Annotated in this window: 24 protein-coding genes and 1 tRNA gene; 9 read left to right on the forward strand and 16 right to left on the reverse strand. The window is 34.8% G+C overall.

The annotated features are described in order from the left end of the window. Window positions 1-89: 89 nt before the first annotated feature. From DET49_RS18575 to rseP, 10 genes are all read right to left on the reverse strand, one after another. On the reverse strand, window positions 90-488 hold the full coding sequence (locus DET49_RS18575; protein ID WP_208109635.1) for a patatin-like phospholipase family protein: 399 nt from the start codon (window positions 486-488) through the stop codon (window positions 90-92). Next, complete coding sequence (locus DET49_RS09830; RefSeq protein WP_133547929.1) at window positions 481-858, reverse strand: hypothetical protein; 378 nt, start codon at window positions 856-858, stop codon at window positions 481-483. The genes DET49_RS18575 and DET49_RS09830 overlap by 8 nt, the downstream gene beginning before the upstream one ends. Beyond that, window positions 827-1870: a hypothetical protein gene (locus DET49_RS09835; RefSeq protein WP_133547930.1), complete on the reverse strand. Its 1044-nt coding sequence runs from the start codon at window positions 1868-1870 to the stop codon at window positions 827-829. Before DET49_RS09835 ends, DET49_RS09830 begins: the two co-directional genes overlap by 32 nt. Before the next feature lie 217 nt (window positions 1871-2087). Beyond that, on the reverse strand, window positions 2088-3104 hold the full coding sequence (locus DET49_RS09840; RefSeq protein ID WP_133547931.1) for a hypothetical protein: 1017 nt from the start codon (window positions 3102-3104) through the stop codon (window positions 2088-2090). 325 nt (window positions 3105-3429) lie between these two features. Further along, a complete protein-coding gene (locus DET49_RS09845; RefSeq protein ID WP_133547932.1) occupies window positions 3430-4980 on the reverse strand; it encodes a hypothetical protein in 1551 nt (516 codons plus the stop codon). 11 nt (window positions 4981-4991) lie between these two features. Further along, the gene (locus tag DET49_RS09850) at window positions 4992-6158 is read right to left on the reverse strand and encodes a 3'-5' exonuclease (protein ID WP_166636567.1); all 1167 of its coding nucleotides are present in this window, start codon (window positions 6156-6158) and stop codon (window positions 4992-4994) included. Further along, the gene (locus DET49_RS09855) at window positions 6130-8670 is read right to left on the reverse strand and encodes an Hsp70 family protein (RefSeq protein WP_133547934.1); all 2541 of its coding nucleotides are present in this window, start codon (window positions 8668-8670) and stop codon (window positions 6130-6132) included. The genes DET49_RS09850 and DET49_RS09855 overlap by 29 nt, the downstream gene beginning before the upstream one ends. Then, window positions 8667-9290, reverse strand: a complete 624-nt coding sequence (locus DET49_RS09860; RefSeq protein ID WP_133547935.1) for an alpha-ketoglutarate-dependent dioxygenase AlkB family protein — start codon at window positions 9288-9290, stop codon at window positions 8667-8669. Before DET49_RS09860 ends, DET49_RS09855 begins: the two co-directional genes overlap by 4 nt. A 306-nt stretch (window positions 9291-9596) precedes the next feature. Next, window positions 9597-9670, reverse strand: a tRNA-Asn gene (locus tag DET49_RS09865). A 108-nt stretch (window positions 9671-9778) separates the two neighbouring features. Next, window positions 9779-11095 (reverse strand): RIP metalloprotease RseP, encoded by a 1317-nt coding sequence (gene rseP, locus DET49_RS09870; protein ID WP_133547936.1) that lies wholly within the window; start codon window positions 11093-11095, stop codon window positions 9779-9781. Window positions 11096-11317: 222 nt separating this feature from the next. On the opposite strand from rseP, the gene DET49_RS09875 reads away from it, so the two are divergent. The 3 genes from DET49_RS09875 (at window position 11318) to feoB (ending at window position 14447) form a co-directional block, all read left to right on the forward strand. Next, window positions 11318-11989, forward strand: a complete 672-nt coding sequence (locus DET49_RS09875) for an SCO family protein (RefSeq protein ID WP_133547937.1) — start codon at window positions 11318-11320, stop codon at window positions 11987-11989. Window positions 11990-12112: 123 nt separating this feature from the next. After that, window positions 12113-12343 (forward strand): ferrous iron transport protein A, encoded by a 231-nt coding sequence (locus tag DET49_RS09880; protein ID WP_133547938.1) that lies wholly within the window; start codon window positions 12113-12115, stop codon window positions 12341-12343. 1 nt (window position 12344) lies between these two features. Then, window positions 12345-14447 (forward strand): ferrous iron transport protein B, encoded by a 2103-nt coding sequence (gene feoB, locus DET49_RS09885; protein WP_133547939.1) that lies wholly within the window; start codon window positions 12345-12347, stop codon window positions 14445-14447. A gap of 182 nt (window positions 14448-14629) precedes the next feature. Here feoB and DET49_RS09890 read toward each other — a convergent pair whose 3' ends face one another. Genes DET49_RS09890 through DET49_RS09900 form a run of 3 tightly spaced genes read right to left on the reverse strand, consistent with a single transcriptional unit; the run spans window position 14630 to window position 16625 of the window. Next, complete coding sequence (locus DET49_RS09890; protein WP_133547940.1) at window positions 14630-15094, reverse strand: hypothetical protein; 465 nt, start codon at window positions 15092-15094, stop codon at window positions 14630-14632. A gap of 51 nt (window positions 15095-15145) precedes the next feature. Next, a complete protein-coding gene (locus DET49_RS09895) occupies window positions 15146-15967 on the reverse strand; it encodes a ZIP family metal transporter (protein ID WP_133547941.1) in 822 nt (273 codons plus the stop codon). 1 nt (window position 15968) lies between these two features. Next, the gene (locus DET49_RS09900; protein ID WP_133547942.1) at window positions 15969-16625 is read right to left on the reverse strand and encodes a metal-dependent transcriptional regulator; all 657 of its coding nucleotides are present in this window, start codon (window positions 16623-16625) and stop codon (window positions 15969-15971) included. Between the two features lie 98 nt (window positions 16626-16723). On the opposite strand from DET49_RS09900, the gene DET49_RS09905 reads away from it, so the two are divergent. Then, complete coding sequence (locus tag DET49_RS09905) at window positions 16724-18994, forward strand: TonB-dependent receptor (protein ID WP_133547943.1); 2271 nt, start codon at window positions 16724-16726, stop codon at window positions 18992-18994. Here DET49_RS09905 and DET49_RS09910 read toward each other — a convergent pair. Further along, window positions 18991-19725, reverse strand: coding sequence for a TerB family tellurite resistance protein (locus tag DET49_RS09910; RefSeq protein WP_133547944.1), 735 nt, complete (start codon window positions 19723-19725; stop codon window positions 18991-18993). The two genes, DET49_RS09905 and DET49_RS09910, sit on opposite strands and share 4 nt — an antisense overlap. Window positions 19726-19976: 251 nt before the next feature. Here DET49_RS09910 and DET49_RS09915 point away from each other — a divergent pair, with 251 nt between their 5' ends. From DET49_RS09915 to DET49_RS09925, 3 genes are all read left to right on the forward strand, one after another. Beyond that, a complete protein-coding gene (locus DET49_RS09915; protein ID WP_133547945.1) occupies window positions 19977-20387 on the forward strand; it encodes a BrxA/BrxB family bacilliredoxin in 411 nt (136 codons plus the stop codon). 205 nt (window positions 20388-20592) lie between these two features. Then, a complete protein-coding gene (locus DET49_RS09920; RefSeq protein ID WP_133547946.1) occupies window positions 20593-21324 on the forward strand; it encodes a lysophospholipid acyltransferase family protein in 732 nt (243 codons plus the stop codon). A 97-nt stretch (window positions 21325-21421) separates the two neighbouring features. Next, complete coding sequence (locus DET49_RS09925; RefSeq protein WP_133547947.1) at window positions 21422-22075, forward strand: HD domain-containing protein; 654 nt, start codon at window positions 21422-21424, stop codon at window positions 22073-22075. 436 nt (window positions 22076-22511) lie between these two features. Here DET49_RS09925 and DET49_RS18940 read toward each other — a convergent pair whose 3' ends face one another. Beyond that, window positions 22512-22589 (reverse strand): zinc finger domain-containing protein, encoded by a 78-nt coding sequence (locus DET49_RS18940; protein WP_133548045.1) that lies wholly within the window; start codon window positions 22587-22589, stop codon window positions 22512-22514. 235 nt (window positions 22590-22824) lie between these two features. Here DET49_RS18940 and istA point away from each other — a divergent pair, with 235 nt between their 5' ends. Beyond that, window positions 22825-24348 (forward strand): IS21 family transposase, encoded by a 1524-nt coding sequence (gene istA / locus DET49_RS09935; protein WP_208109636.1) that lies wholly within the window; start codon window positions 22825-22827, stop codon window positions 24346-24348. 21 nt (window positions 24349-24369) lie between these two features. Beyond that, window positions 24370-25089 (forward strand): IS21-like element helper ATPase IstB, encoded by a 720-nt coding sequence (istB, locus tag DET49_RS09940; protein WP_133547949.1) that lies wholly within the window; start codon window positions 24370-24372, stop codon window positions 25087-25089. Between the two features lie 42 nt (window positions 25090-25131). On the opposite strand, the gene DET49_RS09945 is transcribed toward istB, so the two are convergent. After that, window positions 25132-25902 (reverse strand): DNA-formamidopyrimidine glycosylase family protein, encoded by a 771-nt coding sequence (locus DET49_RS09945; protein ID WP_133547950.1) that lies wholly within the window; start codon window positions 25900-25902, stop codon window positions 25132-25134. Window positions 25903-25916: the final 14 nt, after the last annotated feature.

Consider the following 25916-nt stretch of genomic DNA (forward strand, 5'->3'; position numbering starts at 1 on the left):
ACTTGGATGTGAATTTTCTTCGTGTCATAATACAGTAAAATTAAGGTTATTTTTGAACTTAACTTACTGTCCTAATTTTTGGGGGATGATCAAATTGAAAAACCACAACCTAATAAAATGGCTGCGATTCCTCCTGCAGAGGTTCCCGTATACCATGTAAATTTATAATGTTTGGAAAGAACTTCTAATGCACCTACATAAGCTAACCCCTTTATCCCACCGCCTTTCATTATAAGAACAAGTTCATTATAATCTATAGTATCTGGTATGGATTCGCCGGAAATTTTTTGGCAATGCTTGATTTCAGATAATAAAAGATTATACAATCGATTTGTTAAATGTGGATCATTATATATTTCATCCTTTTCCTCCACCCATTTATGCCCAAAAAAGGTATAATCTTTACTGCTTTTCCATTGAACTTTTGTATTTTGATGGAATTCAATAACGAGAGATTGAAAAACTTGTATTCTATCTTTCTTAGTCAATGGAGCCTGATAATTTCTTCTGAATCAAACAATAATACGGAACTATATTCACGTCCTTTATATCTTTCTTCTCTCCCCAAAGTGTAGAGACTTCATCTGGAATTTCTTTATAATCTTCAAAATCGGAACCTATCTTAACTCCATCGAAATCTAGAATCCTATAAATAATCTTTAAAATTTCGTACTCTTCCATAATCATAAAGGAAGTATTAATATCCTCAAATGAAAATTGATATCTATCAGAATAAAAATAATCCATAGTTATTGCTCTCTGATTCGGATGTTTAAAGAACCAGTCTAAAATAGCCTCAAAAATTTGAGAATATTCTGGAAACTCTCTAGCTAAATTCTGCAATTTTCTTTCGTACATAATTATACTCCTCTGGACTAATTTTCGAAGTAATTATTATTTCATTAATATCATTTTTTCCAAAAATAACATTTACATCTCTACTTAATGCATCACCGGATCCTTCTTTTAAAAACTGAATTGCTAAACTATTAGCTTTCCCATTTGAATTAAGATATGCATCAACAGCCTCTTTTCTTGAAGAATTAGAGAGAAGATCTAACTCATCTTCTCCATTTGTATTTATTGTAGCTTGTCCACTATGAGAATCAAGTAGTTTTACTCCAAGCAATTTATAAATATTCCGATTAGAATTCCAATTAACTAAAATTTTATGGATAGTTTGAGATAAGTCTTTTTTAGTAAAGTCACGCTGAATAAAAACAGCAGGTGCTATTAAATGTTCAAGCTTTCTTCTTGTATCTAAGACACTTGCTGTTGAATCAGAAGAAGTTCTACTTAATTTTAATTCTAAAAATTTAGAATCCCATTGCGCCATTAAAATTAACCTAAAAGGTTTTTCCTTATAGACAAGATGTGTGAAACCTGTAGATTCCTCTACCCATTCATCCTCTCTAACCCGTCTAATTTTTTTATCATATAACTTAACCAACCAAGAGTCCTCTTGCCCCCTATTTGGTGTTCGAAAATCAACCCATTCAACTCCACTACTCGGCATATCCATTATTTTAGGGAATTTAGAACGGATATTTTGGGATATGAGCTTATTTGCTATTGCCTCTCCGTCGCTATAATCGGCCTCATCAATACCTGAAATTGTACGATATATGTAAATATACTGATCTCCGAATTCCTCTGAATCCTTAACTAAGGATTGTACTTCTGTAATATCAATAATTTTTTCCTCAACACATCCTAAAAGGCTTTCAACAAGTTCAGGTTTATTTCCACTAAGTTTGATTTTATCTTTGTGGTCTTCCTTATATTTTTTCAAAAGTTCATGAATATCCTTAGATAAAACTAATTTAGATTCGAGAATATCAGCATAACTATCCTTTTGTTGTTGGTTCATATATTCTAAAGTTAATAAGAATCCTTAAATTTTAAGCTATTATTATCTATCAAATATATAAATAAGTTAAACATCAAAGAAACAATACAATTTAAAGCAGATTTTCAGTTATAAAATTAATTAACTTTATTAGTCGTACCCAAATAGAAAGAAAAAAAGTCTTACATCTCTGGAACGCTTGATTTTATTGGTGTTCCCACCTATATAATACCCTCTGTCATGGTTTGTGTTTCCTTCTATACATTTCCACAACATCCAAATGCTTATGATGTAATATTAAGTGATTCTCAAGAGAACATTCAATATAGCCAGTTTCTGATTCATCAAAATGCTCCGGTAATGGTTTGTATTTTTCCATCAATTCATCATAGAAATTGTCAAGCTTTATAAAATAATCCAGTACATATTCATAGCCTGAGAAATCAATGGTAAGCTTAATATTATTGATCTTATAAATCACGCAAAGATCTTTACGCCATTCTCTAGGAAACTGAAAATTAATAGTTCCGTTATGATCTTTTCTATTTTCCAAAAACCAAATTAATTTTTCACGTTCTGAAGTTGTTTGGTGATAAGTAATGAGTGCATCTGCAGCATATTCTGTTTTAGATTTTAAATTATATATATTATTGATCTGATTAGTCAGACCGAATGCTTTACTGTATAATTTATAATCAAAACATTCAAATGGTCCTAATTGATCAATGACACTTCTTAAATAATTGAATTTATCATACCATTCAATAAGATCATCTAAAAATATTTTAATTTTAAAGTCTGATAAGTCTGATAGCATTGTATTTAAATGCTGCTCTATTAAAGTATATTCAGTACTTGCCTTAAAAGTTACTTTTTCATCCTTGCAAAAGCTAAATCCTAAATCAATTTTTTTGTCAAGATCTGCGAAATTGTTCAGTTTATTGCAAATACAAATATCAGATACGGTTTTATCATCTTTACTTTCAATGAACAAATCTATATAATATCCTGATTTAGAGAGAAATGTTACTCCTTCACAACCTATATTACAAGAACCACATATTCCAAAGAAAACATCATCAAAAAAATGACAACCATCTTTTCTTGCATTTTTAAACTTCTTTTTTAATTTTTTAAGAAAAAGTGATTTTGTAACATCCATATAGGAAATATCATCATCGAGAATTTCATCAAGTGTCTTGATATCAAAGTTTTTAATAGCTTGTGTAATTTGATATATTGAATTATTATTCATTCTCTATTCTTCTTCTCACGGTTCCTGTAAAGGAACAATTCCTTTAGCAAAAGCCAGCTAGTCCCTAAAATTTATACCCCTCCCAAATTTAATAATCCGATTACCGAAAGCTTTAAAATGCCCCTAATAAATAGTTCTGCCGACTATTCAATCAAAATAATTCTTTTTTGCCAATGATTTTCTTTCAAAAAATGGTATAAGAAGCCAGAATGATTTCACATCTTTTTAAAGGGAGATTAATTTATCTTTTCTTGATTTGATTTGGATAGGTTGGAAATATTGAATCATTCGTGTAATTCAGATTTCTTGATTATTATCAATTATTTTATTCAAAAATTTTTAATGCCCTTTCTGCATTTTTCTTCAACTTTCCGCTTTTAGTTTCATATTCATCTATTTCTTTTAAGCAGGAAATAACCAAATCTTGCGTTATTAGATTTTCTTTAGTTTCTTTTGACTTTATAGTAGCCACAATTTTATTCAAAAATGTCTTTCCTCCAATGTTTTTTTTGAAATCTTGAAAGGTGAAACCATAATTGGCTTCCTGCTCCTTTGCTATATCTATCTCGTTATCTTTTGGTTCGGTAAATAACTCTAAAGGAAGACTTGCTGACTCTGCTTTATTATTCTCTTTTGACTCAACTATTGTTTTTTCGTCATATTTATCTTTTTCAACTGAAAGCTTGATGTCCATTGTCTCTTCCTTTTCTATTTTATTACTGCTTTGATTTGGAATTAAATTATCATCTTTTATCGTTTCATCACATTCAGTATTAGTTTTTTCTGTTTTAGGCTCCCCAAACACTTGATGGTCCATGACTTTTGGATTCCATTCTAAGTCTAAATTCTTATGAGTTTTTAGTAAGGCACTTTTTGAAAAAGATTGAATTGATTTTGAAATGGTTTGTATTGAAAAAGTATACCCTAACATAAATAGAACTTTTGACGCTGCATCGGAATCGTTTTGTTTCAATTCAAGAATATCCTTCTTTGGAGCTGATATATCATAATTGTTTTTTTCAATTTCTTTCTTTAGATAGTAAAAAAAACTAAAAAGTAAGAAAGCATTATCATATTTTCCATTTTCGGATAGAGTTCTTGTAAGATCATCAAATTTTGATTTAGCATCTTCACTAAACTCAATTTTATCTTTTATAAAATTGATGGCCTCAAATAATGTTTTACTATTAATTGCAGTTTTCTCATTATTCACAAAGCTATAAAAAGTGCTTCTTGTAATCTGATCAACCTCCTTATTTAGCTTCTTCAAGCCCACACACGCAGATTTTATTATTGCTTCAATATTTCCTTCAGGAATAAAGCTCGGAGTAACATTGAAATCAATTAGATGTGCTAGCGTAGAATCATTTTCACTCACTTCAATATTGTTTAATTGAAATAATGTGGCTGTTTTGAAATCATTTATAAATTCTTCATTAGGAAAAGAAAGATCATAGATTGAGCAAAGTTTTCGACTAGCTCGAATTCGTAATAAGTGATTTCGATTATCTTGAAAGGACCTGAAAAGTTTTGAATCTAAAGGGCCTAAAATATTAAAATTAGTATTCAACTTTGATGATAGTAATCTTGCCCCCATTTCCGTTAAGGGAATAATTGATAAGATTCCGTTGAACTCAATTACTGGAGCATTATCATATGAAACTAACATAGGGTCATATTCCATTAAGATTACTTCGTGATCTTGCTCAAAAATGGGAAGCGATTTCTGCAAAAGTGATATCTTCTGTTCTTCTCCTAAATTTTTAAAATCGTTATAAGAGAAATTGATTATTCTTTCTGGAGATATCCTTGTAGAATCATAATTAATCAAATAATTTAATTCTGAACGTTGTAAGACGATAGTTATATTTTTCATCTATATATTATTTAAAAAACGACCTCGTCGTTATCATTTTTTGATTCATTTATTTGTCTAGCAGGAGTGCTTTTAAGAAAACGACTATATCCTGAGTACATTTTACCTGTGAATGTTATTAGCAAGTCTCTTTTAGCCCTAGACAAAGCTACCAGGATCAACGCATCTTCATTATCAGAACTTCCCAAATCAGCTTGAATATTGGGTAGTGCAACGGCATCAAAGTCCAACCCTTTGGAAGAATGGTAGGTCATTATTACAATTTTGTTCTGACTATCTGCTTGCTCAAGTGAACCAATTTTGCTACCAACATACATCAAAGGAATGCCTTGATTACTTAAATGACTGTTCATAGCTGCAAAATCTTTACTATCTACATCATATTCGGGGTAAACTCCGTTTGACCATTTTTTCTTTCCTTCAAGTTCTAAAATAGTATCCACATAATTTATAATATCTTTTTTCATAAAAAACAAAACTGCATTAACTTCACCAGGTCTATCCTTATTAATTTGTTTAAGTTCGTGCCAAGAAAACTCTATCTCCTCGCGATAGTTCTCAGCTTTGAATAATCTAATTTCGGAATCCTCTCGACCTATGTGTACCATATCTGCAAAGAGATTCTTATAAACATTTCTCAGTACGCCAATAATCGTTCTAGTCAAACGATATATAGTTGTAGTTGTTTTTTGCTCCGGATCTAATTGTGCTACAATTTCTTCTTTTGTTGCAGGCCTCTCATTAAAATTAGGTACAGAAGAATAAATTGATTGTGCTGCATCCCCAGCAATTATTAATTGATTGCTTCCAGCTTTCATTCTTTCTAAAAGGATCGTTGGGATATCTTGTATCTCGTCACAGAAAATAGCATCAAATTTTTCACCTCTAAAAAGACGTCCATTAACGTCATATATAGTTACTACAGGAATTGTAGTATTTCTTAAAGCTGGAATCTGCCTTAAACCAGATGACAGTAAATCAATCAAAGCGTGAGTAAACACTACAACTACAACTTTTGCCTGCGGATTGCGAATTATATAATCGGTCAATGCGTGTAAGAGTACTATTGATTTACCCGACCCTGCGTGACCCTGTATCCAAACAGGTTGGCCATTTATATCTTGTAAGTCATCAATTATTTCTCTCTGCTCAGGACCAAGCCTGGCTTCTTCGATCATCCACTTCATATTGTTTTTTCTTTTTAATTAAGGGTTTTAGTCTAATAATTGAGGAATCAGTGACTAGATCACACACAACTCTTGATTCTTGATTTATTTTCAGAATAATTTTTATTGCATTATAATATTCCTTCCAGTTAAAGTAGATGCTTTCATTTGTGATTTCAGAATAAAGTTCTGTTGAATTTAGGTCATCATCAACGTTTAGCTCGTATTCTAAACTAGGAAGTACTTCCCCCTTTCTAAAGACCGGTTTTTGCTTTCCATCCTCAACAATATGAATATTTCCATTCAGCACAGATTCAATAATCTGTTTGCCAAAAGCATTAGATACAAATGATTGTATTGCATTTCCAACACCCACCTGCTCCTGACTATTATTTGGCATAATTATCTTTGAAACATCAAAATAGGTAGCGCATAAGGATCTTAAATAAGGATTCTTAGCTCCACCACCAGATATTATAATATAATCAAGATCACTGTTTTTTAACTCAGCACTTAAAAGTGTTTTCTCAATATTGTCCCTAAATCCTTTAAACTTTTCGCTCCCATTAAAGTAATCTTCCATTATCTCATTAAACTCGGAATAAGCCAATTGAAGATAACCACCGTTTTCATAAGCTGAAATTTGGCAATTCTTGTATTGTTCAGAATAAGCTAGTTTAGGTAAAGTATAATCTACTTTAGCATCTGCCAAAAACGATCTACAAAATTGAAGTTTTATTTCTTCGCAATCTTTTAAAACAAAATCGTCATTTATTGTAATTTGATTATCTTTTTCATAAAGTCTATTGGCAATCAGTTTATTAATTAAATTACCTCCTATGTTTTTATTTCTATAGATAGATAGTGTTTCTGCCAGAACGTTATCAGAATCCTTTGTTAACCTGATAGCACAACAATCAACAGTACCGGCTCCAACATCAATAACCAGAATATTTAGATCTTTTTCTAGGTCTAAAGCTAAATTTTCTTGGTAAATAGTTCCAAGCAATGATGATACTGGCTCCTCTACAAAGGAAAATGTTCCTTGCTCAAATCCAGCATTGATAATGTAACTTTCCAGTAATTCCTTCTCTTTTAATCCATAATTTCCGGGAGTGCTAAAGGAAAATCGCTTCTCTAAAGGCAATCCTTTTTTGATTACAAGCCTGTCAATCTCGCTTTTCAATCTTTTAAAGAAAACAATAAGGGCATCTGCACCGTTATTAATTTGTAAAGATGGATGGTTAAATAATCTAGATTCGGGAAATATTTGATCATTTAGATTCAGTATATTCTCTTTAAACCCATACCATCCATCTTGTCCGAAAGTAAATTGATGCCTTCTCTCTTGAGCATATTTGCCCAGTAAAAACTGTTTTCCGACGATACCCATTATTGATGGAACTATTGTACTACTAGATTTTGATCCCAAATGATCTTTTTGATCAATTTCCAGCAGTTCCACTTTAAGAGAACCATCTTGAACGAAAGCAATAGAACATACAGAGCTAGAGGTTCCAAAATCTACTCCAATAAATGAGCGGTCGGTTAGATTTTGTGCTATTCCGTTTATTTTTCTTAATGGATGGTAGATGGCATTAATGCCAATGCGTTCGATTTTTTCTTCTTCTTTTTGTAAGCAGTTCTTGCTTAATAACGAAAAATCGTATTTCAGATTTTTACGAGGTATCAGACCATCAGTGTAGTTTAGTAAATTATCTCTAACAATTTGAGAAGGTCTATGATTAATAGAAGTCATAGCAGAAGGGCTTCTATTTTCTGATGTTGTTGCTTTTTTTAAGTTTCGAAAATGGCTTTCTAATAACTGTTCTAAATGAGCGATTTTTGATCTTACACTTGTGGTTAAGTCTACCATCAACAGCGAAGAAAAGTCCGGTAACATTCTAAAAATATCAAGAACATTTTCTTCTAAAACTGCATAATCTGTTCTAGCTATCTCATTAATGCAATTTTGGATTACAACGATATCCGATTTCTTAAAAAGGTAAGCATTTGAATGTATGGAATTTCTATCTACTAGATCAAATTGGTGACTATTCCATTTTACAGATATATCTTTATAACGATTCAGCTCCGGGAGTAAAAACCCAATTAAGGCTGAATGGCTATAATCCCAAGTTCTGGAGTTTAAGTCTAAAATTTCAATGGATATGTTTTTTATATTAGGACAGTATTCAAGAATATATTTTATAGTTCCGTAAGCTTCAGATCCTGGTCCTCCACCAATAAACAAAGCAGTAAAATCTGTCTTAGATTTCATTATTTGTAATTCCTGCTCTAATAATATTTTAAATATGAGCTGGTAATAATGTGGTAAATAAGTTATTAAGTATGCACTTTGAATATTCTGTAGCGCATAATTCACATAAACAGGTGGCGGTTTTCGATAAGAAGCTCGTAATTGCTTTACATCAGTTTTAAGTGATTGCAAATAAGCTTTTATTTCTAAAGGCTCATCATTTAAATCATTTATGGCTTCAACAATTTGATCGTAAACACTCATTCGCTTACGATGGTTCTAAATGTTAGATTGATCCGAGGGTCTAATATCCTTTTCTGTACAGGAATTTGATGTAACCAATTATGCTGTAATGCACCTTTCATAATGACTAATGATCCCGGAACCAATTCCAGCTGTAGTTTTTCTTTAGGATCAGTTTTATGTTTTAAATCAAAACGCCTTGTTGCTCCTAAACTTACAGATGCGATTAAGGGGTTCGTTCCTAATCCTTTTTCATCATCTGCGTGCCAGCTAACTTTGTCACTTCCATTTCGATAGAGATTTAATAGAACACTATTAAAATCTGAGTCAGGCAAAAAGCTTTCAATAACTCTTTTGATACCCAGTAATTCTTTCGTCCAAGGTTCTGGATTACAAAAAATCCCTGAATATTTATAATTAAACCCTTCATACCCATACCAAGCAGTTTTTCGAGGTACTGGAAAAGTTTTTCCGTACATCTTAATTTCCTCTTGTCTCCAGTTAATATTCTCAACAAAATTTTTAAAATAACTATTAGCCTTGTCTGGGGGAATAAAATTCTCCATATACCAAACCTCGCCATCCTTTAGGTTTATCTTCTGAAACTCCCTTTTTTTTGGAACTTGATTGAATAAATCCATAAAAACACAATTAAATTTTATTCAGTGGAAAATTTAGAATTACAAAGTAGAAATTTTCAACCACATACTCCTCCAGAATTTGTCATTTTAAGAAAACATATCCTGTTATTATTGGTGAAGGTATAAGAATACATATAGAGAAGCTGACAAAATCTTATTTTGGCTGATTGCTGATAAGATAAATATGAAGCAAGAAAAGTTGAGAAAGATGGACCAATGGGACCGCTGAAAAAAATGTTGTACCTATGTTGTACCCAGTAAAAAAACAAAGCCATTCAATTTCTTGAATGGCTTGTTTTTACTAAGCTCCCCCTCTTGGGCTCGAACCAAGGACCCTCTGATTAACAGTCAGATGCTCTAACCAACTGAGCTAAGGAGGAGTGTTTCGCTCTTTTGCGGTTGCAAATATAAACCAAATTTTAAATCACAACAAAACAAAAATTGAATTTTTTTTAGTTTTTTTCTTTCAAAAATTCCCTCAGATTCTATCACTCGAATAACCAACGATATACATCATTCCCATTGGCATAGAGCACCAATGCGATCAAGATGAAAAAACCAACCATTTGTGCAACTTCCATAAATTTATCGTTCGGTTTTCTTCCGGTTACCATTTCATATAACAGGAACATCACATGACCGCCATCTAAAGCCGGAATAGGCAAGATATTCATAAACGCAAGAATTATTGAAATCAACGCTGTGGTATGCCAGAACCCTTTCCAGTTCCAGGTATCGGGAAACATATCACCAATAGCACCAAACCCACCGAGTTGTGTAGCTCCCTTCTGAGTAAAGACGTATTTAAACTGGGCCACATAATCGTGTAATGTCCAGTAACCATAATCGAAACCAGCCTTTATACTTTCAATGAATCCATATTCTTGTTGCTTTATTTGAAAATTTCGTTTTACCGAAAAACCAAGAATTCCGTCCTCATTTGGTTTAACCATGATGCTTTTAATTTCATCGCCCCGTTTAAAGACCAATTCCAATTCCTTATCTTTGTTTTCTTGTATAATAGCCCTTGCTTCATGCCAATAACCAACCTCCTGCTCATTCAGTGCGATTATGCTATCTCCCTTTTTTAGTCCGGCAATTCCGGCCGCCATATCTGGAACTACACTATCCAATACCGCATTTTGGATAGGAATGAAAGGCAACATAACTCCTTTTTCCCACATTTGTTCCCCGATATTTCCAGGAACCTCGATAACTTCCTCTTCTCCGTTTTGATGCAGAACGGTAATACTATTTACATCTCGCATAAATAAGTAACGATTCACATCATCACTGTTTTTAAGCTCTTCTCCGTTAATTTCTAAAACACGGTCACCATCTTCAAAACCATATTGCTTAAATTCTTCAGCAATTGCAAAACCTGCGGGCATTTCATCCGGGCCCACGTAATTTTTTCCCCAAACGAACATAATCATCATATAAATAAGAAAACCAAGAACCAGGTTAACAGTCACCCCTCCAAGCATAATTATAAGTCGCTGCCAGGCCGGTTTACTCCTGAATTCCCAAGGCTCAGGTGGTTTTGCCATTTGCTCCTTATCCATACTCTCGTCAATCATCCCCGAAATTTTCACATAACCGCCCAGTGGCAACCACCCAATTCCATAAACAGTTCCGCCAATTTTCTTCTTAAATAGCGCGAATTTAACATCAAAAAATAGAAAGAATTTTTCTACTCTGGTTTTAAATAATTTTGCAGGAATAAAATGCCCAAGTTCATGTAAAACTATAAGTAAGGACAAGCTTAACAGTAATTGTATGGCTTTAACTATAAATGGATCCATTGGTAATGCTTCAAATTTTAAATCGCACAAAAGTAATCTTTTAAAATCTCCTATAAAAGTTTAAAGGACTCCTGTTTGAGCAAACTGAAATTTTAAGTTTTATACTGTGACTATTTGATAGCTACCCCTTAATTTTGCATTTAGCTTTCTGGAGTTTTTTTAAAAAATTACCGCGTTAAAAAAATTGAAAATTTCTTTAAAAGCGCGGGTAAATTTAATAGTATGCGTAATCTTTTTGCCTGGCTCAAGAAATTTGCCATTGTATTGTTTATTCTTTCAGTAATAATTGTCTATTGTATTTATAGTCTTTTAAAACCTGAAGAACGTCTACCGGTGTTTCAGCCGGATATGGTGAACGCTGAACTTGTTGATTCTACGGTGCGTTACGTTAGAAAGTACCATACGGTTAAGGATTTTGAGCTTTTCAATCAAAATGGTGATACGATTTCCCAAGAAGATTATAAGGATAAAATTTATGTAGCAGATTTTTTCTTCACCACATGTCTTACTATTTGCCCTGTAATGACGGATCACATGCTGAAAATTCAAGAAAAAATTAAGGATGATCCTGAAGTATTATTACTCTCGCATACCGTTTTTCCAAAAACCGATTCAGTTCCAGTTCTAAAAAATTATGCTGAAAAAAAAGGTGTAATCGATGAAAAATGGAACCTTGTTACCGGTAGTAAGAAGGAAATCTACAACTTGGCCAGAAAATCTTATCTCGCTACCAAAAGTAATGGAGATGGCGGGCCTTATGATATGATTCATACCGAAAATTTTGTTCTAGTTGATAAAGAAAAACGTATTCGCGGTTTTTATGACGGAACAGATCCTGAAGCTATAGAAGATCTGATGCACGACATAAAAGTGTTAAAAGCAGAATACGAGTAAAAATTTTTCATATCCCTGAATTGTGCAAAGTATTTATTGAACAAATCTACTTTTTCCATTGAAATTTTTTCCTGCTAAAATTTTACCTTACTTTTGTCTTGTTTAAAATCAATCTAAATAAAAGTGAAACTAACCCTGGCCGATTTAAAACGTGGTGAACGTGGAATTATCAAGGATTTTTCGGAAGAAAATATTCCCTTAAAATTACTTGAAATGGGTTGCTTGCCGGGTAATGAAGTTCAAATGCTTCAAATGGCTCCCTTTAAAGATCCCATGTATCTAAACATAAACGGGAGCCATCTGGCCATTCGAAAAGAAATCGCTTTACTTATAGAAATTGACCTCATAAGCTAAAATGGCTAAACAAATAAATGTCGCTTTAATAGGAAATCCCAACACAGGTAAGACTTCTGTTTTCAATCAACTCACAGGCCTTAATCAAAAAGTGGGAAATTACCCCGGGATTACGGTTGAAAAAAAAGAAGGAGTTTGCAAACTTCCTCGCGGCTTAAAAGCGCATATTTTAGATCTCCCCGGCACTTACAGCTTAAACGCTTCTTCTTTAGATGAAAATGTTGTGATCGAATTATTGCTGAATAAAAGCGATAAAGATTATCCTGATGTTGCCGTGGTTATTAGTGACGTAGAGAATCTTAAACGGAACCTGTTACTTTTTACTCAAATTAAAGATCTTGGTATTCCAACAATCCTGGTCATAAATATGGCCGATAGGATGGAGCGCAAGGGTATTTTTCTGGATGTAGATTTGTTAGAAGACCGTTTAAAAACAAAAGTTACTTTAGTAAGTGCCAGAAAAAACACTGGAATTGATGAATTAAAGGAAGCAATTATCAATTATCGCCATATTTCAAATGAACCTTGTTTAAATGCCTCGATAATCGCCCCTGAATATTTTGATAGGCTTAGCAAAGCTTTCCCAAACCAATCACTTTATAAACTTTGGTTAGTAATTACACAAGATGTAAATTTTGGTAACATTAACCGCAATGAAATCGACAATTCTGGTCGATTCGATACTAAATCTCATCCAGAACTAAAGAAACTACAGCATAAGGAAACCATTTTAAGATATCAATTTATTAATGGAGTTTTAAAAGAAACAATGAAGGTTGATACAAGTTCTGCAAAAGACCTTCGTTCTCGTTTAGATCGCGTTCTAACTCATAAAGTTTGGGGCTATGTTATATTCTTCGGCATACTTTTATTAATTTTTCAAGCAATTTATAGTTGGTCCAGTTATCCAATGGATCTTATAGATGAAACTTTCGCATTTCTAAGCGAATGGACCAAAACAACTTTTCCTGCAGGAGCTTTTACAAATCTTATCGCTGAAGGAATTGTTCCTGGTCTTGGTGGAATCGTAATTTTTATTCCCCAAATCGCTTTCCTTTTTTTCTTTATTTCGATTTTAGAAGAAACCGGATATATGAGTCGTGTAGTGTTTTTAATGGATCGAGTTATGCGAAAATTTGGTCTTAGCGGAAAAAGCGTTGTTCCCCTAGTGTCAGGAACCGCCTGCGCCATTCCCGCCGTTATGGCTACCAGGAATATTGAAAGTTGGAAAGAACGTCTAATCACTATTTTAGTTGTTCCATTCACAACATGTTCCGCACGCTTACCTGTTTACTTAATAATAATTGCGCTGGTAATCCCTGATCGGGCAGTTTGGGGTTTTAACCTTCAGGGGCTTACTTTGATGCTGCTTTATCTTTTAGGTTTTGGGGTTGCCATTGGTTCTGCTTGGATTTTAAACGCCATTCTAAAAATTAAAAATCGAACCCATTTTGTAATTGAAATGCCTAACTACAAAATGCCAATGGGGAAAAACATTGCTATAAATGTTATAGAAAAAACTAAATCATTTGTTTTCGGTGCCGGAAAAATAATTCTAGCTATTTCAATTATTTTATGGGTTCTGGCAAGTTATGGCCCTGGAGAAAACTTTAGTAAGGCCGAAGAAATTGTTACATCAGAAGTTTCGGGAAATGAAGAGATTTCAGAAGATGAATTGGATGAAAAGATCGCTTCCTTTAAATTAAGAAACTCTTATATTGGCATTATGGGAAGAGGTATTGAACCAATTGTGGCGCCATTAGGTTACGATTGGAAAATTGGAATTGCAATCATCAGCTCTTTTGCTGCCCGTGAAGTTTTTGTAGGCACTTTAGCTACAATTTATAGTGTAGGAAGCGATGAAGAGGAAACTATTAAAAACCGAATGGCTGCAGAAATAAATCCAATTTTGGGTGGGCCCCTATTTACTTTTGCCAGTGGAGTCAGCCTATTGTTGTTTTATGCGTTTGCCATGCAATGCATGAGTACTTTGGCCATTGTCAAGAAAGAAACAAATACCTGGAAGTGGCCGATCTTACAATTAGTGGTTATGACCTTATTTGCCTACTTAGTAGCTTTGCTGGCCTTCCAATTATTAAAATAATTGTAAGTTTAACATTAAAAAACGACTTAAAATAATATGGTACTACTACAAGAAATCCTCGTTTTTATAACTTTTTCCATTGCGTTAGGGTATTTAACTACAAAATTTATCTGGAAACCCGCATTTCTAAAAAAGAAAAAAGAAAAAACCAAAGCCTGCGGAGTTTCAGGTTGTGGATGTAATTAATTTTTGACCTTTTGCGTTATTTTAAATCGAAGTTGGTAATCTGAAGGTTTAATCTTTTTGGAAGCTTTTGGATAAGGTAATAGCCAAAGAATGGTCAACGAAAAATCACCCTGAAATAATTTAGATATAGAGAAGAATTTTTGCGATCGTGTGCTAATTATTTCTTCCTTTATAAGGCCTTCGTTTTTATATATCTCTACCAAAATTTTAGCTTCTCCAGTCCAAATGCAGGTTACATTAGTAGGACATCTGGAATCCACGATTACTTCCTTAAATCGAATTTCGTTTCCACCGAAATTAAACATCTCGCCTAAAGAGGTTTCTCCGTAATATACCAGTTCCTCATATTCATTCTGTGCAGAGGCATAAGTTATAAAAAGAAAAAAGCTAGCGATTAAAAAAACAAATTTTAATAAAATACTAATTTGCCCTTTCTTAAAATTTTCTGCAAATTCTTGCATTGTGTTTTACTTGTAAAGACTGTCCGGACATCCTAAGTGTTACAAAAACTTCTATCCAAGACCAACATCTAGCGTCATCATGACCATAAAACCTATGATGAACCCAATAGTAGCAATATCTGTAAAATTTCCTTTTTGTGACTCGGGCACAACTTCTTCAACTACTACAAAAATCATAGCTCCTGCAGCAAAAGAAAGAGCATAAGGTAGAATTGGCTCAAATGTCATTACCGCCCAGGCACCCAAAACGGCTGCAAATGGCTCTACAATAGCGGAAAGCTGGCCATAATTAAAACTTTTCCAACGACTCATTCCCTGTCCCCGAAGTGGCATAGCAACTGCAAAGCCTTCGGGAAAATTTTGTAACCCAATTCCTATAGCCAGAGCTACAGCGCCTCCAATACTGGCACCTTCCAACCCTGCTCCTGCGGCACCAAATAGTACACCTACCGCCAAACCTTCGGGAATATTATGTAAAGTAATGGCAAGTGTAAGTAAAACTGATTTGTGCCAAGGCGTTTTAATTCCTTCTTTCTCACTCATTTTAAAATTCACGTGTAAATGTGGAAGTATTTTATCCAGACCGAAAAGAAAAAGCGCTCCCAGGCCAAAACCAACAAGCGGTGGGACGGTTTTTTCAAAGCCCTCTCCAGGACTCATTTCTATACCGGGTGCCAGTAAGCTCCAGAAACTTGCTGCGACCATCACCCCCCCTGTAAAACCCAGCATCCCATCAAATAATTTCCTATTCATTTGTTTGAATAAAAAAACCAAAGATGCACCTGCCGCGGTAAGTAACCAGGTAAAAATTGTGGCTAAAAAAGCAGCCAACACTGGGTCTAACTGTTCAAAATAGGCTATTAAATCTTCCATTTTATTGAGTTTTTATGAAGAGATTATTAGATATTAATTGTGAAATTCTTAATTCCCGTTCATTAATTTGAATAAGCATAGATCCATCAAAAGTTTCTTTTTCAAGAACTTTAATCTCTTTTCCAAGGGAAATATTATTCTTATCTAAGAATTGTAGAAATTCTTTGGAACTATCTTTTACTCCTACACAGATACCCTCTTCCCCTTTCTCAAATTCCGAAAGTAGCATTTTATTTGCTACACTAAAATTTCCATCTGCATCCGGTATCGGGTCACCATGGGGATCTCGTTTTGGGAAACCTAAAAACTTATCTAGTTCCCAAGTGAGTTTTTCAGATTTTATATGTTCTAATTGCTCGGCTATATCATGTACTTCATCCCAATTAAAATTGAGCTTTTCTACCAAAAAATATTCCCACAATCGGTGTTTTCTTATTATCTGAATAGCGGTTTCTTTTCCGATCTCGCTAAGTTTTACTCCCTGGTATTTTTTATAAATCACCAATTTTTTTTCTGATAATTTTTTAATCATATCAGTAACCGAGGAAGCTTTGGTATCCATTTCTTCCGCAAGCGCATTGGTGCTTACACCTCCATGATAAATTCTTTCTAAATGGAAAATTGCCTTAAGGTAATTTTCTTCTGAAAAACTAAACATACATTCAATTTATATTTCCCAAAAATACATTTTTATATTTAAAATCCTATTTTTAGACTAATCTAAATTTTATTTATATTTTTGACAAAAATGAAAAAATGAGAACTTCACTAATTATAATCTTAATCTTCACAGCGTCGCCAAACTTTGCACAATTAGGAGAGCTTTCTGGGAAAATCACATCTGAGGGAAAACCGGTTGCATTCGCTAATATTTATATCGAAGAAGAAAATTTGGGTACTACGGCTGACAAAAATGGATATTTTCTATTGAACAATATTCCTATGGGCAATCATATCATAGAGATAAGCGCCATGGGATACAAAGAACAAAGTCGGATGATTTCAGTTACTGAAGAGAAAAACGATGTTCTAAATTTTAACCTTATAAAATCTCCGTCAGAACTTGATGAAATAGTTATCCTGGATACTCAAACCGGACTAACCCGGAGAACGCCATACAATGTTACCAGCATAAGTATGCAGGGAATTGAAAACAAGGGACATCCTAGCGGACTGATGGGTAAGCTGCGCGAAGTTCCGGGGGTTTATGGCGCCGAGTTTGGCCAAGGAATTGTAAAACCATTTATACGAGGTCTTGGTTTCTCCCGCGTCGTCACAATTTATCAAGGTAATAAATTAGAAAATCATCAGTGGGGTGCAGATCATGGTCTTGGGATTAATGACCTGGGCATTAAAAAGGTAATAGTTATTAAAGGACCCGCATCGGTTTTATACGGTTCTGGTGCCTTGGGTGGGGTTTTACTTACCCAAGATGACGAATTTTATAAATATTCAAATAAACTCTCAGGTAATATTGGAACTACTTTCAATAGTGTTTCAAATGGAATACGAACTTATACTTCAGTTGGAAGATCTTTCGATAATAATATCTATATCGCTATGGATCTAGCCTTTGAAAATCATGCCGATTATAAAAATGGAGATGGAAGGCTTATTGGTAATAGTCGGTTTAATACCAAAACTCTTAGATTACATACTGGAGTTGAAAAAAAGAACTTTCAAAATAAATTATCTTTTTCCTATAATGACCAAAATCTAGGAATTATCTTGGATGGAGAAATGCAGAATTACAAAAGCCTAGCCACAACTCGAAATGATAGAGAGATGCAATTACCCTTTCAAAAGGTAAATGATTATTTGCTTTCTTATAACCAGACTAATCAAATAAAGAATTTAGAAATTTCGCTACATATATCCCATCACTCAAATATCCGAAAAGAAGTTGAGACCAATTTTAATGAAATTGATCTAGGTTTGCAGCAAAACCATACTTTTTATAATAGCCGAATAAGTTTCCCTATCGGAAAAATAAAGAATAATTTAGGAATCCAGGGGAGTTTTATGAAAACTAAAAATATTAAAAATTCAAAGCAATTCTTAATTCCTGATGCCAATGTTTTTGAAAGTGGTTTATATTATCTGGCAAGTTTTGATTTCGATTCGTGGGCTATCCAGGGTGCTTTACGTTATGATTATCGAAAGGTTACAGCTGACGCAAGTTCGTCCGAATTAATTACAGATGGTTTTATTCTTCCCGGAAATCCTGAAAACCGTAAACTTAATCAAAGCTTTAATGGCTTTACCGGTTCTATTGGAGCAATTCAAAAAATCAACACAAGAAATCAGTTAAAAATCAATTTCTCGACCGGTTTTAGAGCACCCGATCTTGCCGAATTATTTTCAAATGGTCCTCATCCTGGTACAAGTAGGTTTGAAAAAGGAAACTACCATTTTGGGCGCGAACAAAGTTTACAGGTCGATGCAAGTTATACTTACCACCATGAAGGGTTTGACGGTGTTTTTTCCGCTTTTGGAAATCGTGTAAACAACTATATTTATTTTAGTGCGACTGGTGAGACATTACCAAACGAAAACCTGGAGGTTTGGTCTTATCTGCAAACCAATGCTCTTTTATATGGGTTTGAATTTGAATTAAGGCATACGTGGCTACATAGGCAAAGATTGCAAACAAAAATTACAGGGGCAATCGTACGAGGAGAAGACTTAAAAAATGAGCGTAATCTAAGTTTTATTCCACCGGACAATTTTAATTTAGAAATTGGTTATTTTGGCCTTAAAGACAGATCCCTTTATGCTTTTTCGAAAGTGAGATTAATTCGCGATCAAAAAAGAATTGGCATAAATGAAGAAGCTACTTCAGGTTATGCACTTCTTAATTTTGGAATCAGGAAAAAATTCAATTTAGAAAATAATCAACTGGAAACGGGAGTCAGAGTATATAACGCTTTGAATGAAACCTATGTAGACCACATGAGTATTTTGAGAACATTTAACGTGAGTAGTCCCGGCCGAAACTTTATGCTGAATTTAAAGTATAATTTTTAAAGTCCGCGTTCTTTTTGGATCTGATCATAAGCTTCTTGCACCTTATTAAATTTTTCCCTTGCTCCTTTTCGATAGGCTTCGTCCATATGGCCCAACTTATCAGGATGATATTTTTTTACCATATTTCTATAAGCCTTCTTCACCTCAGCATCAGTTGCAGATTTCTCGATTTCCAAGATTTTATAAGAATTATCGGCCGATTTAAAAAACATAGCTTTTAGGCTTTCAAAATCCATTCTTCCAATTCTAAGATAACCGGCAATCTCCTGAATTACGCCAGCCTCAGCTTCACTCACCCGGCCATCAGCTTGTGCAATTCCGAAGAGAAAATGAATGATTTGTAAACGTGCAGGGTATTTTGTTCTTGAGGCTAAATATTGAGAAATACGGGGAGCTGAAATTTGACGGTCTTTAATCAATTCATTAAAAGTTCTAAAAGTGGCATTAGCTCTCTCTTTACCGTAAGCCTGTACAAAATAAGAACGAACATAATCCATCTCTGATTGTGAAACCTGCCCATCGGCTTTAATAACAAGAGAACATAGCGATAGTAAATTCAATTCAAAATCACCTGGGGAAACTTTTTGGTCCTGTTGGCCAAACATTTCTTTAAATGCACCACCACGACCACGAGTCCAGTTATCTATCAATGCCCCTATAATAAATCCCAAAAGAGCTCCGGGAAATCTAAAATACATATAGCCAAGTACGGCAGCAATCCACTTAAACATGAAGAAAATTTTAAATAAGCGGCAAAGATACCATTTTACTCATTAAATGAGATTTAATTGTCAAAAGGCTTGTTCCGAAATTCCACAATTATTTTGATGTGCTGCATTGCGGCGAAACTCAGCCTACATTCCAAAAATTTATCTCTATTCATTGATTTAACCTATTCGCAGATAATTAATTAGAATATGGGCAGCTTAAGTTAATTTGGTATCTTTGTTACTTACTCAAGTTTAATAAAAAAAACATATATATGTATCCAGCAGATTTAGTTAGACCTATGCGCGAAGACCTTACCAGCATTGGTTTTGAAGAATTACACACTATAGAAGATGTAGAGAAAGCAATGAAAAAAGATGGAACTACCCTGGTAGTTGTAAATTCGGTTTGTGGATGTGCTGCAGCCAACGCGAGACCGGGGGCGAGAATTTCATTACAAAATGCAAAGAAACCTGACAATCTAGTAACAGTATTTGCGGGGGTAGACAAAGAAGCTACTGAAAAAGCTCGTAGTTTAATGGTTCCATTTCCGCCTTCATCCCCTTCAATGGCACTTTTTAAAGATGGTGAATTAGTGCATATGTTAGAACGTCACCACATTGAAGGCAGACCGGCGGAGATGATCGCCGAAAACCTTATTGGTGCTTATAATGAATTTTGTTAAGCAGCAACTTTTAAAATAATTTACTAAAGAGGGTCTGAAAAAACTAAACACACCGTCATTCTGAATCCAGTTTAATTTAAGACGGGAGACGTTGACAATAGCTGTTTTATGAAATAAATTTTTCAGACCCTTTTTAATCCAATTCGGAATTAGTATTTTTTAGGTTTACGGCTTAAATACTTAATTTAGCCGCATAATCTATGCGATGAAAAAAATACTTTCATACCCCTTATCGGTTCTCTTTTATTTTTTTTTCTTTTTAAATCTGTTGGTTTTCCATCCTATACAATGGTTATGTCTGAAACTTGGGGGTTACCAGGCACATAAAAAGAGTGTAGATATATTTAATTTTTTTTTAATAGGGTGCCTACATATCCTAGGGACACGATTTACGATTGAAAGTTCTTATGATATTCCCATAGAAAAACCATGTATTTTTGTTGCTAATCACCAGGGAATGTACGACATCCCACCAATAATCTGGTATTTACGTAAACATCATCCAAAATTTGTTAGCAAAAAAGAATTGGGAAAAGGTATACCTAGCATTTCTTTTAATTTACGACATGGAGGTTCCGTTTTAATAGACCGAAAAAACCCACGTGAATCGCTCAGTAAAATGGGTAAGTTTGCCAAATATCTCAATGAAACAAATCGTTCAGCCGTAATTTTCCCTGAAGGAACCCGGAGCAGAACAGGTGCTCCAAAAAAATTTGCCAAAAGTGGAATGCAAATGCTTTTTAAAAAGATGCCTGAAGCTTCAATAGTACCCATAACAATCAACAATTCCTGGAAACTTTTTAAAAATGGAAATTTCCCCATGGAAATTGGGGTTCATGTTAAATTGAAAATTCATGAATCAATTCCTGTAATTTCAGATAATCCCGAAAGCCTTGTTGCTAAAGTGGAAAGGATTATTATAGCTGATATTAAATGAAAATAATTACGAACGAAGTAAAGTAAGATCAATTTTTCCTTCCATAATTAGGAATGACTAATATTTTTTTCTGAAAAATCAATGTTTATTTTTCTTTATGAATAAAATCCAGATTTTAAAAAGTACAGAAGTATTTGTAAAAGAAAGCCTTAAAAATGCAGAAGGTGGCCACGACTGGTTTCACATAAAGCGAGTTTACAAAAATGCAAAGCTTATCTCCCAACATGAAAAAGCTGATAATTTTATAGTTGAAATCGGTGCGCTACTTCACGATATTGCAGATTCAAAATTTCACAATGGCAACGAAACCCTTGGACCAAAAGTAGCGTCAAACTTTCTTCATAAACTAAAGGTTTCACCCGAAGTCATTAATCAAGTGGTGAAAATCATAGAAAATGTATCTTTCAAAGGAGGAAATATAACCCAGAAATTCAATTCCATAGAATTACAAATTATTCAGGATGCTGACAGACTGGATGCTATGGGTGCAATAGGAATTGCTCGCACTTTTAATTACGGTGGCTATAAAGGTCGCTCTCTTTACAACCCAGACATTGCACCCAATCTGAATATGAGCAAAGAACAATATAAAACTTCCGATTCTCCAACCATTAACCATTTTTACGAAAAATTGCTTTTGCTCAAGAACCAGATGAATACAAAAACCGGACATGAAATCGCGAAAAAACGCCACGAATTTATGCTGCTTTACCTGGAGCAATTTTATGCTGAGTGGAATGGAAGAGTTTAATTAATCTTAATTTGGTAATTTGGGTATAATTTCAACAAAAGTATAGGTCACTAAAGGCCTGGAAGTATAGTTCTTCAGGAATATCTTGTTTTGTATCCAGATCCTAGCTTACTTAATAAGCATGGTACTTTATCCCATTAGTTTATTCATTTTTTCTTTATTCAAAATTTCTCAGAAAATCATCTTCAATTAATCATTCGCAACTGCTTCAAATTTCCTTTAGAATTAAATTCCGAAAAAATGACTACATCAATGGCCTGTTTTACCTGCTCTTTTTCTGCCTTTTGGACCCAATTTTTGTTGTATATTATTTTTGCAATTAGTAATCAGGAGAAAATAGGAAATATCATAAGGCTTATACTGAAAAATGGGACAAGTACATCAGACCTCTATAAAAAACCAGATTGTGAGCCTTTTAAACTCAATTTAACAAAAATTATTCGAAAGTCTTCTCCCTTTGGCAAGTAGGGCAATAATAGGTTGTTCTACCGGAAACTTTAATCTGGCTGGATATACTGGACTAAGCTGCCCCCCTAACAGTCTATATTTAGCGTGCTGTCGTTCTGGCGGATGCTGACCCCCTTATGAAAACGAAGAGAGCTAGAATTTTAAATTATTCTGGAGTATGTTGACCCCTCTGGATGATTTATTTGGGAGCATGTTAACCCCCCCTGGCTATTTTCTTTCAGGTTTTGGTTTATTTGGTGGTATCCACCAAAAGATGAGAAATGTCCGGAAAACCAAAACTAATGAGTCAAGTAAAACAAATACTTCGTCTACGCCAACAGGGAAAGGGAATAAAAACTATCGCAAAGAACCTTTCAATTAGTAAAAATACCGTCAAAGGCTATGTCCGTAAAGCTGATGCCAGCAGTCTTTCAATAGAAAGCTTGTTAGCTTTAGAGGATCCGGTTCTGGAGGGTAAACTATGGCCAGGAAATCCAGCCTATAAAGATGAGCGGTATGAGCAGCTCAAACCTCATTTAGCCTATTATTGTAAAGAGCTGGGCAAAGTAGGTGTAACCCGTTTGCTGCTCTGGGAGGAATATAAAACCGGGAATCCTTATCCCTATAGTTATGCGCAGTTTTGTTACCATATGCTGCAACACCTTCGTAGTGGGAAGCCCTCTATGGTATTGGATCATAAGCCAGGCGATAAACTTTACGTGGATTATGCGGGTAAACTTTTATCCTACATCGACCGGCAGACTGGAGAAGAAATTAAAGTCCAAGTCTTTGTGGCCTGTCTGCCTTACTCTGACTATTGCTTTGCCATGGCAGTACCTAGTCAAAAGCTGGAAGATTTTATTTATGCCCTGAGCTGTTGTTTAAAGGAACTGGGTGGAGTTCCGTTAACCCTGGTACCGGATAACCTCAAGGCTGCCGTGATCAAAGCCAATCCTTATGAACCCGATATTAATCGGGCATTGGAGGATTTTGCCAACCATTATGGTACTTCGGTTACCCCGGCTAGGCCCAGAAAGCCCCAGGACAAAAGTTTAGTAGAGAACCAGGTGAAGCTCGTCTATAGCCGGGTATACGCTAAACTTCGCAATCTTACTTTCTTTGATATTCCTTCTTTAAACCAGGCTATTGCTCAGAAAGTCAGGGAACATAACCAGACCCGTATGCAACAGAAAGATTATTGCAGAGAAGAAAAGTTCCTGGCCGATGAAAAGCATGCCCTGCAGCCTTTACCGGAAACAAGCTTCGAGATCAAATATTATCGGGAACATAAGGTGGCTAAAAACAATCATATTTACCTGGGTATGGATAAACACTATTATAGTGTACCCTTCACCTATATCGGAATGAAGGTCAAAGTGATCTACACCAGATCCCTGGTGAAAATATATTCCAAAGCAGACCCGATTGCCACGCACCCCAGGAATCATGGCAAAGGTGGGTATACCACCCGCAAGGAACACCTGTGTTCCCACCATCAGTACTACAAAGAGCGAAGCCCCACCTATTACCTGCAACGCGGATATAATCATTCCGAGACACTATACCGGTATATGGAAGCCTTGTTCAAACAGGATAAATATCCGGAGCAGCTTTATAAAACCTGTGATGGGATTATGAACCTGGCTCGAAAGACAAACCTAGAACCTTTTACCAAAGCCTGCGATATAGCGCTGGAGCATCAGAACTATTCCTACAAGTTCTTAAAACAGGTCTTGGAAAACCGAATGACCGAATACCCTGAGGAGGCTGTGATAAAATCGCTGCCCTCTCACGGAAATATCCGTGGAGCATCATCTTATAAATAAGTAATCCATAAAAATTAATATATGAATCCTATTGAAAATCAATTAACACAGCTACGACTTAATGGCATGCACAGCAGCTGGAAAGCCATGGTAGAGACCCGACAACATCACGAGTTATCCTTTGGGGAAGGCCTGGAAGTCTTATTGCAGGCGGAAGCAGAAGACCGAACCCACCGCCGTTTTGAACGCTTGAAAAAAAGTGCTCAGTTCAGGTACCAGGCAAGCGTGGAGGAACTCAGCCTGGATGCCTCCAGAGGGATCAATAAAACCCAAATCACAGAACTCACCAGTGGCACCTATCTTGAAAAAGGGGAATCCATCCTACTGACCGGAGCTACGGGTTGTGGGAAGAGCTTTCTTGCATCAGCCCTGGGACACCAGGCTTGTAGTCAGGGCCACAAAGTACTCTATTACAACACCCAAAAGTTAATGATGAAAACTAAAATGACCCGGATTGACGGGACCTTCTTAAAATTCTTTGATAAGCTGGCCAAAGCCAAACTACTGATCCTGGACGACTTTGGTCTGGCTCATTTGGACAGCAAACAGCAAATGGATCTGATGGAAATTATTGAAGATCGTCACGGAAGATCATCTACCATTATTGCCAGCCAGTTACCGGTAGGAAGCTGGTATGATATTATCGGGGAAGCAAGTATTGCAGATGCCATTTTAGACCGATTAGTACACACTTCCCATCGCATAGAATTAAAGGGAGAAAGTCTTAGAAAAAAACTGTAATATTGTCATTATCTTATCTTTTTGACCAAAAGCCTTGAGGGGTCAGTATGGCCAGTACGAGGGGTCAGCATCACCAGTATATCCAATCTGGCTTATTTTACCGTTACTTCTTGGGCAATCTTTACCCTTTTCCCGAACTGTGGTTAGAAAGTTTTTCGGAAGTTTCTTGCCTTCAACCCTTATCGTTTTAACAGCTTTCAGAACTTTTTCTATTTTCTTGTAAATTGTGTCTTTTTCTATTTCTGAAAGTTCATTAGCTTTAGTTGTAGGATGAACTTTAGCCTGAAAAAGCACCTCGTCAGCATACAAATTACCAATACCCGCAATGAGTCGTTGATTCATAAGTAGGCCTTTTATTGTTCCCCTCCTATTTTTTAGAATTTCATGAAACTTCTTATTTTTAACTGACAGGGCATCAATTCCTATATTGTGCTCGATTTTAAATTCATTTAGACTTTGGGCTAAATAAAGTTTCCCGAATTTACGCGGACAAACAAATGAAACCTTTGAATAATCATCAAAGGTAATAGTGAGTTGCGCATACATAGGGACTTCTTCGTGCAGGTAATACTCTAGTTTACCAGTCATTCCAAAATGTATTACTATAACTCCATTCTTCTCTAGGTTCAGAAATAAATATTTACCCAATCGCTCACTGCTTGTAAATTGATTGTGTTTAAGAGTCTTTTGAAATTGAAGTTTTGAAGAATGGTATAATTTATTATCGCCAGTTTCTACCTTGATGATTTTTTTATGTAAAATAGTAGCGTCGGCATATTTTTTCTGGTAAGCAACTTCTGGTAACTCTGGCATTTATATAATATTAA

Source organism: Salegentibacter sp. 24, from assembly GCF_004362395.1.
GTDB lineage: Bacteria > Bacteroidota > Bacteroidia > Flavobacteriales > Flavobacteriaceae > Salegentibacter.